The sequence below is a fragment of the Paenibacillus antri genome, assembly GCF_005765165.1.
In the GTDB taxonomy this organism is placed as follows: Bacteria; Bacillota; Bacilli; order Paenibacillales; family YIM-B00363; genus Paenibacillus_AE; species Paenibacillus_AE antri.
In genome coordinates, this window is record NZ_VCIW01000003.1 from 84,711 (window position 1) to 102,731 (window position 18,021).

The 18,021-nt window shown below is 63.2% G+C and carries 10 protein-coding genes; all 10 read left to right on the forward strand.

Annotation, left to right across the window (positions count from 1 at the left end; translation table 11 throughout):
- The first annotated feature begins 38 nt into the window (after positions 1-38).
- Complete coding sequence (locus FE782_RS06040) at positions 39-962, forward strand: class II fructose-bisphosphate aldolase (protein WP_138193173.1); 924 nt, start codon at positions 39-41, stop codon at positions 960-962.
- The gene (locus tag FE782_RS06045) at positions 959-2,344 is read left to right on the forward strand and encodes a protein O-GlcNAcase (RefSeq protein ID WP_138193174.1); all 1,386 of its coding nucleotides are present in this window, start codon (positions 959-961) and stop codon (positions 2,342-2,344) included. Before FE782_RS06040 ends, FE782_RS06045 begins: the two co-directional genes overlap by 4 nt.
- Positions 2,341-5,862 carry a glycoside hydrolase family 38 N-terminal domain-containing protein gene (locus FE782_RS06050; RefSeq protein WP_138193175.1) on the forward strand — a complete coding sequence of 1,174 codons (3,522 nt, stop codon included), beginning with the start codon at positions 2,341-2,343 and terminating at the stop codon, positions 5,860-5,862. Before FE782_RS06045 ends, FE782_RS06050 begins: the two co-directional genes overlap by 4 nt.
- Entirely contained in the window at positions 5,859-6,587 is a 729-nt protein-coding gene (locus tag FE782_RS06055; protein ID WP_138193176.1) for an MBL fold metallo-hydrolase, read from the forward strand. The genes FE782_RS06050 and FE782_RS06055 overlap by 4 nt, the downstream gene beginning before the upstream one ends.
- 25 nt (positions 6,588-6,612) lie before the next feature.
- The gene (locus tag FE782_RS06060) at positions 6,613-9,072 is read left to right on the forward strand and encodes an alpha-mannosidase (RefSeq protein WP_202914482.1); all 2,460 of its coding nucleotides are present in this window, start codon (positions 6,613-6,615) and stop codon (positions 9,070-9,072) included.
- A 48-nt stretch (positions 9,073-9,120) separates the two neighbouring features.
- A complete protein-coding gene (locus FE782_RS06065) occupies positions 9,121-9,927 on the forward strand; it encodes a DeoR/GlpR family DNA-binding transcription regulator (protein WP_138193177.1) in 807 nt (268 codons plus the stop codon).
- Positions 9,928-9,949: 22 nt separating this feature from the next.
- Complete coding sequence (locus tag FE782_RS06070; RefSeq protein ID WP_138193178.1) at positions 9,950-12,601, forward strand: glycoside hydrolase family 2 protein; 2,652 nt, start codon at positions 9,950-9,952, stop codon at positions 12,599-12,601.
- 29 nt (positions 12,602-12,630) lie between these two features.
- On the forward strand, positions 12,631-13,980 hold the full coding sequence (locus FE782_RS06075; RefSeq protein ID WP_138193179.1) for a sulfatase family protein: 1,350 nt from the start codon (positions 12,631-12,633) through the stop codon (positions 13,978-13,980).
- 829 nt (positions 13,981-14,809) lie between these two features.
- Complete coding sequence (locus FE782_RS06080) at positions 14,810-17,392, forward strand: beta-mannosidase (protein ID WP_138193180.1); 2,583 nt, start codon at positions 14,810-14,812, stop codon at positions 17,390-17,392.
- A gap of 355 nt (positions 17,393-17,747) precedes the next feature.
- A complete protein-coding gene (locus tag FE782_RS32545; protein ID WP_202914483.1) occupies positions 17,748-17,981 on the forward strand; it encodes a hypothetical protein in 234 nt (77 codons plus the stop codon).
- The last annotated feature ends 40 nt before the right edge of the window (positions 17,982-18,021 follow it).

The window sequence follows — 18,021 nt, forward strand, 5'->3', positions numbered from 1 at the left end:
GAAACCATCAGAATCAGATAGAGGGAGAGATAACGGCCATGACTACCAGAGAACGGCCTAGCAACGTATATACCTTGAAACAGGCGCTTGAGGTCGCGGAGAAACACGGATATGCGATCGGATCGTTTTCCCCGCGGTATACCGCGATGATTACGCCGGTGTTGCGGGCCGCGCAGAAGATGAACTCGCCCGCGATCGTGCAAATTTCGAGCAAGGAGCTCGAGCGCTACGGCATTACGCCGAAGCAATTCGCCGACGAGTTTTACGCGCGCGTCGCTTCCGAAGGCATTACGGTGCCGCTCGTGCTGCACCTCGATCATACGAAAGTAATGAGCATTATCGAGCAGGCGGTCGAGGCGGGCTTCACGTCCGTCATGATCGACGCGTCGGAGAGCCCGCTGCAAGAAAATATCGCTAGATCGAAGGAAGCGGCCGATTACGCGCACGCGCGCGGCGTCTCGGTGGAAGCGGAGCTCGGCATGATCGGCACGACGGACTTCGTGGAGACGGATAAGGACGAAGAATTGTACACGGATCCGAAGGAGGCTCAAGTTTTTGTACAAGGAACGGGCGTAGACGCCTTGGCCGTCTCTTGCGGAACGGCGCACGGCGTCTATATGGTGAAGCAGCCGAAGATCGATTACGAACGGCTTCAAGCGATTCGCGAGCTGACGCCGGTTCACCTCGTGCTGCATGGCGGCTCCGGCGTCCCGGCGGAAATGATGGCCGCGGCGATCTCGCTTCCGGGCGGAGGCGTCAGCAAGGTCAACATCGCGACGGATCTCGAGCTGTCGCTGCTCGGAGCGCTCGGCCGCACGGAGAGGATGACGAACGACGAGTGCTCGGCGCTCGACGCCGAGACGCTTGAGCGCGGCCGCGCGGCGGTCGAAGCGACGGTGGCCGACAAGATCGCTAACTTCCTCGGCAGCGCCGGGAAGGCGGAGAGGTTCGAGCTCCGATGAACAAAGCGCGAGACGCGGTGCCAATTCGCGGCGTCATCGAAGGGTTTTACGGCGTATATTACACGTTCCAAGAGCGGGACGATATGATTCGATATATCGGCTCGCTCGGATTCAACCAATATATTTACGGGCCGAAGAACGACCGCCAGCATCGCATGCGCTGGCGGGAGCCGTACCCGGAGGACGTCATGGAGGCGTTCTCCCGGACGGTCGAGGCCGCCGAAGAAGCCGGCGTATCGTTCGTCTATTCGATCGGGTCCGGCGTCACGATGAGTTATGCGTCGGAGGAAGATTTCCGGCTTATCCTAGAGAAGTTCGAAGCGTTCTATCGAATCGGCGTAAGAGACTTCAGCATCCTGCTCGATGACATTTCTTCGGAATTTAAACACCCGGCCGACGGCGAGCGATACGGTTCCTTCGCGGAAGCGCACGCCGACGTTTGCAACCGGCTGTACGCGGCGCTGCAAGCCCGCGACCCGGCTTGCACGCTGAGCATGTGTCCGACGGATTATCACGGTACGGCCCCGTTTTCGGCGTATTTGCACGAGCTCGGGAAGCGCATGCGCCCGGAGGTCGCGATATTCTACACGGGCGAAGACATCTGCGCGAAGGAGATCCGCCGGAGCGACGCGGAAGCGTTCGGGGCGGCGGCGCGCCGGAAGCCGGTCATCTGGGACAATTACCCGGTGAACGACCTCGCCATGCGGCCGGAACTGCACGTCGGACCGATCCGGGGGCGCGAGGCCGGGCTGCTCGAAGCCGTCGACGGTTACGTCGTCAACCTGATGGCGGAAGGCGAGGCGTCGAAGATCGCGCTCTCTACGTTCGCCGATTATTTCCGCGACCCTGCCGGGTACGATCCTGAGCGCTCTTGGACGGCCGCGATCAAGCGCGTAGCGGGCGAGAAGAGCGCGGAAGCGTTCCGTCTGTTCGCCGAGCAATCGCTCGAGTCGTGCCTCGCCGAACCGAATTCCGTTCGACTGAACGAGCTGACGGAGGCTGCCCTGAGCGCGCTCCGTTCCGGGACACCGGGCGCGTCCGGCGCCGAAGAAGTCGAGCGGCTGGAGGAGCTCCTGACCGCATTCGACGAGGGCTGCTACCATTTGAAAAATCGGATGCGCAACGTCGCGCTTCGAAACAATCTGCTGCCTTGGATCGAAGCGCTTGAGCATTGGCTCTGGATGGCGAGACGGGCGCTGCTCGTCCTCGCGGCGATCGAGCGCGGCGAAAGCTTCGAGGGGCCGCTGCGCATGATGAAGGAGTCGCTCGAAGAGATCGACCGGGCGCCGAAGCGCATGACGGACGGCTCGCTGCGCGCCTTGGCGGCGTTCGCGCTCGAGCGGGCGGAAGGGGCCGGTACCGGGAAGGAGTCTTCGCTATGAAAGAACGGTTGTGGAAGATCGGAGAGCCGGACGGCTCCTCCGATCAACTGCTAGATAACTATAAAGATCCGTGCAAGCTCGGCGACATCGTATGGGATGCGGACGTCGGGCGCAGCGCGGACGGCGGCGAACGGTGGCCGATGTTTCAACCGAGCGAGGCGGACCCGGATTCCGGGTATCGCCTGCATCCGTATACGATTCGTTTCACGATTCGTCGGACCCCGGCGCCGGCGTATTTGCTGCGTCTGCATGTGCTGACGATCGCGCCGAGACTCTGTTATTTGGACATCGGGGCGAACGGAACGTTCGGCGAAGTGCAGCTTCGCGCCGCGCCGTCGGCATCCGGCGACATCGCGCTCCATTCCGGGCTGCATACGACGATCTATGCGGACGGCGTCGCCGACGTCGTCATACCGGGGCGCTTGCTTCGCGAAGGCGTCAACGAGCTGACGCTGATCGGACGGGACGCGGGCGAAGTCGTCGTCGTCGATCGGATCGAGGCGATCAAGCGGCTCGACCGGATGGCCAACGCCGCGGGCGTGCTGTACAAGTGCATCGAGCTGTTCGAAGCGGGCGAAGCGGATGCGCCCGCGGAGCCGATTCGACGCGCGGAAGCGATCTCGACGGTCGTATACCGACAAGAAGAGAACGGCGAGCTCCGGAACGAGTGTTTATTATATGTAGAGTTAGGAACGAGCGTCCCATCCGCGGAGTTGACGCTCACGCTCGAAGCGGACGGCGCCCCCTCGCGGACCGTGCCCGTTCGTCTCGACGCCCGCCCCTTCGGTCATCTTGCGTTCCCTTTCACGATTTCCGACGGGGAAGGGGAAGTGCGTTATTCGTTGTCCGGCGACGTCGGCGGCGTACCGGTGTCCGCCGGCGGAACGTTTCGCCGGCGACGGAAATGGACGGTATACGTCACGCCGCACGCCCATACGGACATCGGCTACACCCATCGTCAATGGGAAGTGGCGGAGCGGCTGTGCCGCAACATCGATACGGCGCTGGATTGGCTCGAGTCGGAGGAAGGCGCGGCCTCGGCCTCGTTCGCCTATCATCTCGACGCGGGCTGGACGCTGGAGACGTATTTGCAGACGCGCTCCGAAGCGCGCATCGCGCAGCTGTTCCGCGCGATGAAAGCCGGCAAGATCAGCGTAGCGGGCAACTACGTCGATCTGCTTACGCAATATGCGGGGCTCGAAGACTTGATTCGCAACGGAGAGTTCTTGTCGGACACGCTGAAGCCGCACGGGCTGAAGCCCGAATTCGTCGCGTTCGTCGACGTCGCTTCGCTTACGGGCTCGCTGCCGGCGTTGCTGCAAGAGAGCGGCATTCCGTACGTCGTCCACGCGGATAACCAAGACCGCGGCCCGTTCCGTCTGAACGGCCAATTGCATAAGGCGTCGCCGTTTTACTGGGAAGGGACGAACGGCGGCAAAGTATTGTGCTGGCTGGCGAAGATGTACTGCGAGCTGCGCAAGGTGTGCGGCAGCCCGCCGACGCCGTACGCGGCGGCCCGCGGACTCGACATGTGGCTGCAAGAATACGAGCGCGACGATTACGCGCCGGACGTCGTCATGCTGTACGGGCAAGAGGCGGATAACACGGACCTCGATCCGCAGCCGAACGATTTCGTAAGGCGCTGGAACGAGACGTATGCTTATCCAAGGCTTGTCCCGAGCGACGTGCTCTCCTTCTTCCGCGAGGTGGAAGCGAAATTCGGCGACCGGCTCGTCACCGTGCGAGGCGACGGCGGCGCCTATTGGGAAGACGGCGTCGGCTCTTCGATGCGCGAGACGATCGCCGTGCGCGGCGCGCAGGCGTCGCTGCCCGCGGCCGAACGTCTCGAGACGCTCGCCGTGCTGCATAACGACGGATGGTCGTACCCGCTGGGGCAGTTCGACGCCGCATGGCGGGACGTCCTGTTATACGACGAGCATACGTGGGGCGCGTTTCTCTCGGGTCCGGAACCCGACGCGCTGCTGGCGCACGATCAGTGGGAGACGAAGCGGTTGATGGCAGACAACGCCGACCAGTGGGGCAAGCGGCTGCTGCACGTCGCGGCGACGCGCCATTCGCTCTGCTGGAACAACGACGGCCGCGAAGTCGTCGTCTACAACCCGCACAGCTTTCCTGTCGGCGGTCCGGTCTCGGTCGAGATCGCGCCGGGGGAGGCGGCGTTCGATCCCGACACGGGGGCGATCGTGCCGCTGCGGCCGATTCGGACGCTGCCCACCCAAGCGGTGGTGGAGCTGTGGCTCGATCCGGTGCCGGGCTTCGGCTATCGCAGACTCGTCTTGAAGCCGTCGGACGAAGGAACGGCCGTCGCGAGCGGACCGGCCGTATCGTTCGAGGCAAAGCCGCGAACGCCGATCAAGCTCGCGAACGAATGGTACGAAGCGACGTTCGATCCGGAGCGCGGCTGCTTGACGTCTTGGATCGACCGCGAGCTCGGCAAGGAGCTGCTGCCAGATGCGGGCGCTTCGACGTACGGCTTCGGACAGTTCGTCTACGCCGAAGGCGGGGAAGGCACGCGCCTCATGGGCAACCAATCCGACTTGGCGGAAGGCCGCATGAATCCGAGAGCCGAATTCCGGCTGACGGAAGCGACGTTGACGGCTTCCGCCGTCGGCCGCACGCTGCGGCTCGAGGGCGTAGTGCCGTACGGCGAGCTTACGATCGAGTGGACGTTATACGACAAGGCGAAGCGGCTGGACGTGCGGTATACGTATCGGAAAGCCGAACGCCGGGAGAAGGAAGCGGTCTACGTCGCGTTCCCGACGGCGCTCGAAGACGCGGCGGTCCGGTCCGATTCGCAGCTCGGCTGGGTGCTGTGGGATCGCGACCAGCTGCCGGGCGGCTGCAAGGAGTGGCTGCCGCTGCAGACGGGCATTCTGATCGAACGCCCGGAAGCCGCGGTGTTTATCGCGTCGCCGGACGTGCCGCTATTTACGATCGGCGATATGGTGCAGGGCCGGTGGCCGAAGGAGAAGTCGCTCCGCAGCGGCACCGTGTTCTCTTACGTGCTGAATAACTATTGGCATACGAATTACAAAGCTTCGCAGGGCGGGGAGCTACGGTTCGCCTATTCGTTCGTCAGCGGCAACGTCATTCGCCCGGAGGAAGCGTACCGCGCCGGCTGGTCGACGCGCAGACCGCTCTATGGGCAGCGCATGAGCTTTCAAGATTTCCGGGAGACGAAGGAGCCGTACGCTGCGGCGGGCGGCGGGACGTTGGCCGCCTTCGAGGCGGACGGACTCGCCGTCACGACGATGAAGCGGGCCCGGGACGGCGACGGGTTCATCGTCCGCGTCCAAAACATCGGCGGCGCGGAGGAGACGGGAACGCTGTCGTTCCCGAACAAGCGGATCGCGCGCGCCTGGCGGACCGACCTGCTCGAGCGGAACGTCGAAGCGCTCTCGCCCGGCGAAGACGGATCGTTAAGCATCGGAGCGGCCGCCTACGGACTTACGACCGTGCGAATCGCCTTCGCAGAGGATGGGGGAAAACAAGCATGAGTCACGCGGTAAAGCTGACAGGCAATCTATACGTCGTCGCCGGCGACAAGCTGACGCACGGCTGGGACGCCAGCGCCTATCTCGTGCTTGGCGACGAGCCGGCTTTGATCGACTGCGGCAGCACGGCAGGCTACCCTGCGTTGAAGCGCAATTTAGAGGGGCTCGGGTTGTCGCCGCGCGACATCAAGCGCGTATACGCGACGCACGGCCACTGGGATCATATTTCGGGGTACGCCTTATTGAAGGAGGACAACCCCGACGTCGAGCTGCATATTCACGAGGCGGCTCGCGCTTCGGTCGAAGCCGGCGACGCGGAGCTGACGGCGGCGTTCCTGTACGACCTGCCTTTTCCGAAGATGGCCGTGGACGGCCTGCTGGAGGACGGGGCGACGACGACGATCGGCGGCAACGAGACGAAGCTGATCCATACGCCGGGCCACACGCCGGCTTGCGTATCGTTCCTGCTGCAGTGCGGCGGGAATCGCGTCCTGATCGCCGGCGATACGATGTGGGGCGGCTTCCATCCGCGCATCAAGTCGGACATGGACGCATGGCATCGCTCGCTCTCGAAGCTGGCGGCGGAGGAGTTCGAGTATATGTCGTTCGGCCATCTGCCGCCGACGCTCGTCGTCGACGCGAAGACGAAGGTCGTCGAAGCGCAGAAGCAGCTCGGGGTGTATTTTAACCCGTGGTTTAAGCCTTTCCATACGAAATTCATGTACTAAAAGAGAGCGGGGAGAAACCTTACTTATGGCAACCAAAAATATGAAAGACTACAAGTTCTGGATGATCGGCAACGCCCACCTCGACCCGGTGTGGCTGTGGCAATGGCAAGAAGGCTTCCAAGAAGCGAAGGCGACGGCGCGGTCCGCGCTCGACCGGATGAAGGAATACGACGACTTCGTCTTCACGAACTCGTCGGCGGCGATGTACGAATGGATCGAACTGAACGATCCGGGCATGTTCGAGGAAATCAAGCAGCGCGTCGCCGAAGGCCGTTGGCACATCGTCGGCGGCTGGTGGATCCAGCCGGACTGCAACATCCCGAGCGGCGAATCGTTCGTTCGCCAAGGCTTGTACGGGCAGCGCTACTTTAAGGAGAAGCTGGGCGTGACGGCGAAGGTCGGCTACAACGTCGACTCGTTCGGCCACTTCGGCATGATGCCGCAAATTTTGAAGAAGCAAGGCATGGACTATTACATCATGATGCGCCCGATGCCGAACGAGAAGGGGCTGCCGAACCGCCTGTTTTATTGGGAATCCGACGACGGTTCGCAGGTGCTCACCTACCGACTGCCGTTCGAATATTGCTCTTGGGGCAAGGACCTCGAGAAGCACATCCGCCGCTGCATGACGGAGTTGAAAGACCCGTTCAACGAGCTGGCGGTGTTCTACGGCGTAGGCAACCACGGGGGCGGTCCGACGAAGGAAAACATCGACAGCTTGAAGCGGATGAACGCCGATCCGGAGTTCCCGACGATCGTGCTCGCGAACCCGACGGAATATTTCCAAGAGATGGAGCGCCGCGGCCTCCCGATTCCGGTCGTGCACGACGATCTGCAGCATCACGCCAGCGGCTGCTACGCGGCGCATTCGGGCATCAAGCAGTGGAACCGCCAAGCGGAAAATAAGCTAATGGCCGCCGAGACATGGTCGGCGATCGCGAAGGCGACGACGGGCCAGCCGTACCCGGCCGATTACCACCAAGCGTGGAAGAACGTGCTGTTCAATCAGTTCCACGACATTCTCGCGGGCACGTCGATCGAGCCGGCGTACGAAGACGCGCGCAACGCGCACGGCGAGGCGATGTCGATCGCGGAGCGCGGGCTGAACTACGCGATCCAGTCGCTCTCTTGGAATATCGACATCGAGCAGGAGGAAGGCATGAAGCCGCTCGTCGTGTTCAACCCGCATTCGTGGGGCGGCCCGATGAACATCGAACACGAGGTAGGCGGCATGAAGGAGACGTCCGTCCTGTACGACGACGCCGGCAAGCAAATTCCGTTCCAGCTCGTTCAATCGCAGGCGACGGCGGGCGGCCGCTTCCGCATCTCGTTCATCGCCGATCTGCCGCCGATGGGCTACCGCGTATTCAAGGTATACCCGCAGCCGCGCAGCTCGACCGAGCCGAAGCTCGTCGCGCCGACGATCAAGGCGTCGGACACGTCGCTCGAGAACGACCGCATTCGCGTCGACTTCGACCCGAAGACGGGGCATATGACGAGCTTGTTCGACAAGAAGGTGAACAGCGAGCTGCTGCGGGGGCCCGGACGCCCGGTCGTCATGGAGGATAAGTCCGACACGTGGAGCCATAACGTGTTCCACTTCCAGAAGGAGATCGGCGACTTCCAGGCGCGCTCCGTCCGCCGCGTCGAGCACGGCCCGATCAAGTCGGTCGTTCGCGTGACGAGCGAATACGGCAGTTCGAAGCTCGTGCAGGACTTCGCGATGTACAAGGATCTCGACTACATCGACGTTAAGGTGACGGTCGACTGGCGCGAACAGTTCAAGATGCTGAAGCTCGTGTACCCGATCAATCTGCACTTCACGAAGCAAACGTACGAAATTCCTTACGGCTTCAAGGAGCGCGAGCATAACGGCGAAGAGGAGCCGGGTCAAAACTGGGTCGACTTCAGCGGCATTCTGCCGAGCACCTCGCCGGGACACGGCGGCACGGCGTACGGCGTGACGCTCATGAACGATGCCAAATACAGCTACAGCATCATGAACAAGGAACTCGCGATCACCGTGCTGCGCAGCCCGATCTACGCGCATCACGATCCGCTCGTTCCGGATCCGAACGGTCACTACACGTTCATCGACCAAGGCATTCAGACGTTCAACTACCGGATCTACCCGCATGAAGGCAGCTGGGAGACGGCGGGCGTCGTGCAGAAGGCATGGGAGCTGAACCGGAAGCCGACGACGATCATCGAGACGTATCACCGAGGCAAGCTGCCGCAGCGCAACTCGTTCCTAAGCGTCGACGACGACAACGTCATCGTCAGCGTGTTGAAGAAGCACGAAGACAGCGACGACTTGATCGTCCGCGCGTACGAGACGACCAAGAGCGCGACGAAGACGACGATTCGCCTGCCTGGATTCGACCGCGTCATCGAAGCGTCCTTCGGGCCGTGCGAAATCAAGACGTTCCGCGTGCCGAGCGACGCGTCGAAGCCGGTCGTCGAGGTCGATCTGATCGAGTGGTAAACCGATAAATCGCAATGCATTTTCCAAGCTGTAACGGGGGGGATCGCCATGTTCGTCGCGCAACGGCGCCGTAAAATCAAGGAGCTACTGATTCAAGAACGCAGCGTCAAGGTTGCGGATCTCGTCAAGACGTTCTCCGTGTCGGAGGAAACGATTCGTCGCGACTTGAGCCAGCTGGAGCGCGAGGGCATTCTTCGCAAGGACTACGGGGGCGCGATCCTCGTCGAGGATTTCCGGGACTCGCTCTCGTCCGTCCCTCCGGTGCAGCACCGCGTGCAATACTTCACGGAGGAAAAGGAAGCCATCGCCGAAGCCGCGGCGTCGCTCGTCGGTCCGGGCGACATCGTCGTGATGGACGCGGGCTCCACGACGCTTTGCCTCGCGAAGCATCTCGGCGGCATCGACGCATTGACCGTGCTGACGAACGGCATGAACGTGGCGGAGCAGTGCAGCCAAAACGAGAACGCTAACGTGTTCGTCATCGGCGGCAAGCTCATCCGCAAGTCGATGAGTCTCGTCGGCTCGCAAGCCGAGGGGGAGCTGCGCAAGTACAACGCGGATATCGCCTTCCTCGGCGCGTCGGGCGTCTCGACGAACCGCGGCTTCGGCAGCTTCGATCTGTACGAAGCGGAGATGAAGAAGGCGATGGTCGCGGCCGGCCGGAAGGTCGTCATTCTCGCGGACCATAGCAAATTCGAAAAGCAAGCGCTCATTTCGTTCGCGTCGTTCAAGGACGTGGACGTATTGATTACGAGCGATTTGGTCGATCCGCATTTGCTTCGATCGATCGAGCAGGCGGGGGTTCGCGTGATCGTCTGCTCGGTGCGGGGCGCGCTGCTTCGAGAAGAAGCGTAGGCGGAATCGGTTTTCCAAATTTATGGGGGTGTCTTCGATCCGAACGCAAATTCCGTTATCCGACCTCGATTGGCAGGTTCGCGGCTACTGGCCGTGGGTGCCGATCAAAGACCGCAGCATGGAAACCGGGCAGGAGCTGATCGGGGTGACCGATTGGATGCCGGCCCTCGTGCCGGGCGGCGTCCACGTCGACTTGTTCCGAGCCGGCTGGATCGAGGATCCGTACTACGAGACGAACAGCTTGAAATGCGAGTGGATCGAAAATCGATGGTGGGTCTATAAGACGTCCTTCTCTCGTCCGTCCGGGGATTTCTCCCGGGCGGAACTCGTGTTTCTAGGCATCGATTACGAAGCGATGATTTATTTGAACGGCACGCTGCTCGGCGAACACGGGCATATGTACGAGCCCGCCGTCTTCGACGTCACCTCGACGCTTCGCGGGGCTGCTCCGGGCGAACCGCTTGAGCTTCGCGTCGTCATGAAGGGCGTCCCCGACGAGATGGGGCAAATCGGCAAGACGTCGATGACGCGGACGCAGAAGAGCCGGTTTAATTACAAGTGGGACTTCTCGACGCGCCTCGTCAATATCGGCTTGTGGGACGGCGTCGAGCTGCGGCTGCACGACGAAGCGTCGCTGAAGGACCCTGCCGTCGCCACTGACGCGGACGTCGAGGCGAGCGCAGGCGCCGTGCGGTTGTACGGCCGGGTGGAGCGGTTCGCATCCGAATCGTCCTCCGGCTCGGAGGCATTGACGCTCCGGTTCGCTTGTCTAGACCCGGACGGAGTCGTCGCGGCGGAGCGCGAGCTGCGGCTTTCCGCCGCCGACTCCGAATACGATTGTACGTTAACGGTGGCGAATCCGCGGCTTTGGTGGCCGAACGGGTACGGGGAGCAGCCGTTGTATACGGTGTCGGCGCGGTTGATGGCGGGGGATCGGCAGCTTGACGAATGGACGTTCCGCGTCGGCATTCGCTCGCTCGCGTATCGCCGGAACGAGGACTCGCCCGCGGACGCGCTGCCGTACACGTTCGTGGTTAACGGACGCCCGATCTACGTTCGCGGGGTGAATCTGACGCCGCTCGACCACGTGTACGGCAATGTCACGGAAGCCTCCTATGCTTGGCAGGTGTACCTCATGAAGCGGGCCAACGTCAACATGGCGCGGATATGGGGCGGCGGCATTATCGAGAAGCCGATCTTCTACGAGCTTTGCGATCGGAACGGGATTTTAGTGTGGCAAGAGTTTATCCAGTCGAGCTCCGGCATCGATAACGTTCCGTCGAAACTTCCGGCGTTTCTGGATTTGCTGCGCCGGACGGCGGCGTCGGCGCTGCTCGGCCGCCGCAGCCACGTCTCGCTCGCGGTGTGGAGCGGCGGCAACGAGCTCATGAGCGCGCCGAACACGCCGTCGACGGTCGACGACGACGAGAACTTGGCGATGTTGCAACGGCTGGTCGCGGCTTACGATCCGCAGCGTCTGTTCCTGCCGACGTCGGCGTCCGGGCCGGTCGAATTCGTTACGACGGAGAAGGGCGTCTCGCACGACGTTCACGGCGGCTGGCAATACCAAGGCAATCCGTACCACTACGAGCTGTACGGCGAATCGGACAATCTGTTTCACAGCGAATTCGGCATGGACGGCGTCGCGTCGGTGCAGACGCTGCGGAAAATTTTGCATCCGAAGAACCATGTGGCGACGCCGATGCGCGGACACGTCGTCTGGCGCCACCATGGCGAATGGTGGGGCACGTACGACCGCGACGCGAAGCTGTTCGGTCCGCTGCCGGACATGGAGCGCTTCGCCCGGGTCAGCCAGATCGTGCAGGCCGAAGGGCTGCGCTTCATCGTCGAAGCGAACCGGCGCCGGCAGTTCCGACAGAGCGGCTGCATCATCTGGCAGCTGAACGAGCCGTGGCCGAACAGCTCGTGCACGAACCTCGTCGAATATTACGGCGCTCCGAAGATGGCTTATTACGCGACGCGCTCGGCCTATGCGCCGGTGCACGCGTCGCTGCTCTACCGCCGGATCGACGCCGCCGTCGGCAGCGAATTCCGCGCGGACGTGTTTCTGCACTCCAACGGAGTCGAAACGGCGGAGCGGCGGGTGCGCGCAACGGTGTACGGCGAGGACGGCCGGGTCGCAATCGCGTTCGACTTCGGAGGGGTGTGCCCCGCCGACCGAACGACGGCGCTCGGAGAGCTGCGCTTCCCGGTGGAGGCGGCGCTTGGCGGCATGTTCTTCGTCGCGCTCGAGACGGACGAGGGCGACGAGCCGCGGTCGGGCGGCGGCGCGGACTTGTATTTGTTCGGCACGAGCGCCGAAACGCCGTATGCTCCGGTCTTGCGGAACGTCGACGGGCGGCTTGCGGTTTCGGCGCTCGACGAATGGACCGCGGGCGAGCCGTTCGAGGGATTGGCGTTTTGGACCCGTACGTTCGAGGTGCGGAACGAAGGCGCCTCCCCGGCGCTGTTCGTCCATCCGGTCGAGACGACGAACGCCTATTGGATGGAGGCGGACCGCGCGTATCTGACCTTGATGCCGGGCGGTTCGGCGCGGGTGACGGTCCGCTGCACGGTCAAGCGCGGCGGCGGCTTCGCGGTCGTCGATCAGCCGGCGCCGGGCGCCGACGTGCCGATGCCGGAAGTCGACTTCGAGTTTCTGCACAGTTCGTAAGCGCGTAAAGGGGGAGGGGGCGTACTCGCATGAAACGATATAATGCCATCTGGATTTTCGGCGACCAGCACCGCGGACAAGCGATGAGCACCGCCGGGGATCCGAACGTGAACACGCCGAATATGGACATTCTCGCCGCGACCGGCGTCAACTTCACGCGGGCGGTATCCGGCACGCCGCTCTGCTGTCCGTACCGAGGGGCGCTGCTCTCCGGCCGGTACCCGCATCATAACGGCGTTCCCGGTCACGAGTACCGGCTGCCGCCGGAGCGGCCGACGATCGCGCATGCGTTCGGCGAGCGCGGCTACGACACCGCTTATTTCGGGAAATGGCATCTCGACGGCTTCCATGAAGGCGATGGCCGCCGCGCGGGCAAGCATATCGTGCCGCCGGAGCGCCGCGGCGGATTTCGCCGCTGGATCGGGTACGAAAACAACAACAGCCCCTGGGACTGTTGGGTGCACGGCGGCGAAGGCGAGGATGCGTTCCAATACCGTCTGCCGGGCTTCGAAACCGACGAGCTGACGAATTTGTTGATCGGCTATTTGCGGGAGAAGGCCGAAGCTCGGTCGAGCGGGGCGGACGACGCCCCGTTCTTCGCGGTGCTGTCGGTGCAGCCGCCGCACGATCCTTACGCAGCTCCCGAGCGGTTCATGGGGCGGCATAACCCGGCGACGCTTCGGCTGCGCCCGAACGTGCCGGCCGTGCCGCGCGTCGAGGAACGGGCGCGTCGCGAGCTGGCCGGGTATTACGCGATGATCGAAAATCTCGACTGGAACCTCGGCCGGCTGCGGGAGGCGCTGGCCGATACGGGGCTCGCGGACGACACGCATCTCGTGTTCTTCAGCGATCACGGCGACATGCACGGCTCGCACGGCCAGTTCCGCAAGACGACGCCGTTCGAGGAGTCGATCCGCGTGCCGGTCATTATCAGCGGCGCGCAGCCGTACTACGAGGGGTATCGCAACGGCTTCTGGACGAACGTGCCGATCAATCACGTCGACCTCGCGCCGACGACGCTCGGGCTGTGCGGCTTCGAGCCGCCGGAGTGGATGGAGGGGACCGACTATTCGGGGTATCGGCTCGAAGGGCGGCCGAAGCGGGAGGAGCCGGTCTCGGCGTTCCTCCAGTCGGTCGAGCCGACCGGCCACCACAACAGCGTCGACCGCGCTTGGCGCGGCGTCGTGACGAAGGACAACTGGAAATACGTCTGCTTCGAGGGCACGCCGTGGCTCCTGTTCAACCTGAACGAGGACCCGTACGAGCAGGTGAATTTGGCGCACAACTCGCTGTACGCGGGCGAGCGCCGACGGCTGCACGGGCTGCTGCAGGAGTGGATCGATCGAACGGGGGATTCGTTCGCGTTGCCGGCGGTCTAGGCGGGCAGAAACTCTGACCACCCCGGCCTGCCGGCGCCGCGGGTGGCGGATAGTCGGAGAAACTCCGACTAAACCGCCCTGTGGGCACCGCGGGAGGCGGATAGTCGGAGAAACTCCGACTAAACTGCCCTGCGGGCGCCGCGGGTGGGGGATAGTCGGAGAAACTCCGACTAAACCGCCCTGCGGGCGCCGCGGGTGGCGAATAGTCGGAGAAACTCCGACTAAACCGCCCTGCGGGCGCCGCGGGAGGCGGATAGTCGGAGAAACTCCGACTAAACCGCCCTGCGGGCAGCGCGGGTGGCGGATAGTCGGAGAAACTCCGACTAAACCGCCCTGTGGGCGCCGCGGGAGGCGGATAGTCGGAGAAACTCCGACTAAACCGCCCTGCGGGCGCCGCGGGAGGCGGATAGTCGGAGAAACTCCGACTAAACTGCCCTGCGGGCGCCGCGGGTGGCGGATAGTCGGAGAAACTCCGACTAAACCGCCCTGCGGGCGCCGGTATTCACGTCCGAACGGGAAATGCTCCCGCTCAAACCGGCCCCGGTCGGGCGTAACGGGCATCGAACGGGAAATCCTCCGTCTTATTCCGCCAAAGCCAATAGTTTTCTAGGATTTCCCGTTTATAAGCAGGAGCTTTTCCCGTTCGTTACGCGGAGAGGCTCCCACGCTGCCGATGAGAGGGAGGCTTTCCCGTTCATGCGGGAGCGGCGGACTCGAGTCGGAAGAGAGCCCGCCGGAGCGACTCCGACGAACGACTAAAAAGACGTACGCGGACGAGGCGCGTACGTCTTGTCCATTTTCCGAGGCATAAAAATGAGGGGGAACTGACGTGGGAACGATATTATCGCTGAACGGCAGCGACTGGGAGTTTAAAGACTTCGTCGGCGAAGATTGGATCTGGCGCAATTCGGAGAAGCCGGACACGAAGGACGTCCGCTGGTGGCGGCGGGGCACGGTGCCGAGCTCGGTGCTGCACGATCTGCTCGCTCTCGGCGAAGTGCCGGACCCGTATTACGAGCGCAATTCGCTGCTCGTCGAATGGGTTCCGCAGCGGACATGGGTGTACCGCAAGCGGTTCGCCGTTCCGGCGTCGTTCCGCGGGCGGCGACTGAGGCTCTGTTTCGACGGCATCGATTACGAGGCGCATGTGTTTCTCAACGGCCGCCATCTCGGCGACCATCGGGGGATGTTCGTGCCGGCGGAATTCGACGCGACGGAGCACATTCGGTTCGACGGCGACAACCATGTCGCGGTCGTCATCGAGCGGGCGCCCGACGAGCAGCCGCAAGTCAGCAAGACGCGGTACGTGCGCACGCATAAGAGCCGGATGACGTACTGGTGGGATTTCTGCCCTCGTCTCATCCATCTGGGCATCTGGGACCGCGTCTATCTCGAAGCGACCGGGGACGTCCGCCTCGAGGACGCGTTCGTTCGACCGACCCTGACGGACGACTTCGCGAACGCGGACGTCGCCGTGACGACGACGCTGCATGCGGCGACGGCGGCGACCGTCGAGACGGACATCGTGCTGTCGCTCGCGGGCCGCGAGGTCGCGAGAACGTCGTCGACGCGAACGGTCGAGCCAGGGCGGGCGACGTTCGCGGAGACGCTGCGCATCGAGCGGCCGGAGCTATGGTGGCCGAACGGAGCCGGCGCGCAAACGTTGTACGACGCGAAGGTGACGGTGGCGGTTCGCGAGAAGGACGGGACGACGACGACGTCGGACGAGCGAACGACGACGTTCGGCATTCGGCGTATCGAATGGGCGCGCAACGAGACGCCGGACGAGACGGCGCTGCCGTACACGCTCGTCGTGAACGGACGCCGCCTGTATATGAAAGGCTGGAACTGGGTGCCGATCGACGCGATGTACGGCGTGGAACGGCCCGAGAAGTTAGAGCGGTTGCTCCGGCTCGCGCAGCGGGCGAACTGCAACTTGCTTCGCGTCTGGGGCGGGGGCCTCATCGAGAAGGAGGCTTTCTACGAAGCCTGCGACCGGCTCGGCCTGCTTGTCTGGCAGGAATTCATCCAATCGAGCTCCGGCATCGCGAACAAGCCGTCCGAGGATCCAGACTTCATCGACATGATGGTGCGCGAGGCCGAACGGTTCATCCCGCGCAAGCGCAACCACCCCTCCCTCGCCATCTGGTGCGGAGGCAACGAGCTGCAGCATGACGACGGCCGTCCGCTGGACGACGGCGAGCCCGTGCTTGCCGCGCTGAAGGACGTCGTGCGCCGTATCGATCCGGACCGGCTGTGGCTGGCGACGTCGCCGACTGGCCGACTGTTCAACAACACGCTCGAAAATATCGAAAAAGACCCGGCCGGTCTCCACGACGTCCACGGTCCATGGGAGCATCAGGGTCTCGTCGAGCAGTACGAGCTGTATAACCGAGGCACGTCGCTGCTTCACAGCGAATTCGGCGTCGAAGGGATGACGAACGCGAAGACGCTGTTCCGGACGATCGCGCCGGAGCGCCGCCTGCCCGCGACGCGGGACAATCCGGTGTACTTCCACCGGGGCTCCTGGTGGAACAACGAGCCGCTCGTGCAGCGTTCTTTCGGCGGCGGCATCGAGGACATCGAGACGCTTATCCGCGCCAGCCAGCTGCTGCAGGCGGAGGGGCTGCGGTATGCGGTGGAGTCGAATCTGCGCCGTCAATACCAGAGCAGCGGCACGCTCCCGTGGCAGTTCAACGAGCCGTTCCCGAACGCGTTCTGCACGTCGGCGCTCGACTACTATGCCGAGCCGAAGTCCGCGTACTACGCGGTCGCGCGAGCGTACCGGTCGCTATCCGTAACGGCCGCGTTCGGGGCGCAAGCGTGGGCGGGAAGAGATGGGTTCGAGGCTGAGATTTGGGCGGCGAACGATACGATGAATTCTCTCGAAAACGCTACGCTTACCGCCGCGCTCGTCGATGCCTACGGCAACGTGCAGGCATCGGCGACGACCGCCGTCTCGATCGGCGCGAACGGGTCGACGCGGCTCGCTTCGTTCGCATCGCCGCTGACATCGCTTCGGAGCGATTGGTTTTACCTCGATCTGACGCTTTCGGACGCGGAAGGCCGCAGGCTCGCCGACAATCGATACGTCTTCAGCGCGACGGCCGATCTCCGGCCGCTGCTCGGGGCGCCGTCGGCATCGCTTCGGGCGGAGGCGACCGCCGCGGCCGAAGACGCGATCGCGATCGCGGTGCGCATAACCAACGCGGGCGACGTCGCGGCGATCCGCGTGCGGCTCGAGGACGATCGGGAGCTGGATCGGATCGGATATGTCTTTTTCCAAGACAACGATTTCGATCTGTTGCCCGGCGAGAGCCGCACGGTGAACGTCTCGTTCTCGGGCGTGCCGAAACCGGAGCGGTCCATCCTCCTGGGCGGATGGAATACCGAGCCGATCCGCCTCGGGTAACGGGACGCGTCGAAGATAGGGTGCTCACGTGCAATGGCGCTGGCATCGGTAGAACGTGCGTTCCGGCACCTTGCATGTTATGATGGGGGGAAATGGTTCGCCGACGGAGGAGTTTTCGATGAAGCCGAAGAAGCCGTCCGACCTCTTAGCCGAGACTCCAGTAACCTATGAAATGTATGCAAGTTTGCCGGAAGACGGGAATCGCTACGAAGTCGCTACAAGATTATTACATCTTTAGCGCACCGATCGACGTCGTATTGTCCGAATCGCGTCCGAACATTCGCGCAGGCGAGACAAGGTGCAGAAGACGAAGGTATAAGCGCATTACGGCGTTCCTGAGTATTGGATCGTCGATTTGAAGAACTTTACGCTGGAGCAATATTCGCTTCGTGGGAACGTGTACGAGCTCGCGGAGGTTTATGCGGGGGGCGAGCCGGTTCGAAGCGAGCGACTCGATTGCGTCTCGTTTACGATGAACGATTTAACTCGAGATCTGCCGCCGGAATGGGCGGAACGATTGCAAGGAAGGCCGCTTTCGGGCCGCGCGCGATGCGCCGGCTCGAGAGCGGCCTTTTTGGTTTCGGACTAGTGAGCGAAAAAATCCGCTTTATAGCCGTACATGTGAGCGA

Excerpts from the sequence above, each read along its gene's own strand:
- FE782_RS06070 (WP_138193178.1), top strand. The coding sequence starts at position 9,950 with ATGGGGGTGTCTTCGATCCGAACGCAAATTCCGTTATCCGACCTCGAT.
- FE782_RS06055 (WP_138193176.1), top strand. The coding sequence starts at position 5,859 with ATGAGTCACGCGGTAAAGCTGACAGGCAATCTATACGTCGTCGCCGGC.
- FE782_RS06050 (WP_138193175.1), top strand. The coding sequence starts at position 2,341 with ATGAAAGAACGGTTGTGGAAGATCGGAGAGCCGGACGGCTCCTCCGAT.
- FE782_RS06060 (WP_202914482.1), top strand. The coding sequence starts at position 6,613 with ATGGCAACCAAAAATATGAAAGACTACAAGTTCTGGATGATCGGCAAC.
- FE782_RS06065 (WP_138193177.1), top strand. The coding sequence starts at position 9,121 with ATGTTCGTCGCGCAACGGCGCCGTAAAATCAAGGAGCTACTGATTCAA.
- FE782_RS06045 (WP_138193174.1), top strand. The coding sequence starts at position 959 with ATGAACAAAGCGCGAGACGCGGTGCCAATTCGCGGCGTCATCGAAGGG.
- FE782_RS06040 (WP_138193173.1), top strand. The coding sequence starts at position 39 with ATGACTACCAGAGAACGGCCTAGCAACGTATATACCTTGAAACAGGCG.
- FE782_RS06075 (WP_138193179.1), top strand. The coding sequence starts at position 12,631 with ATGAAACGATATAATGCCATCTGGATTTTCGGCGACCAGCACCGCGGA.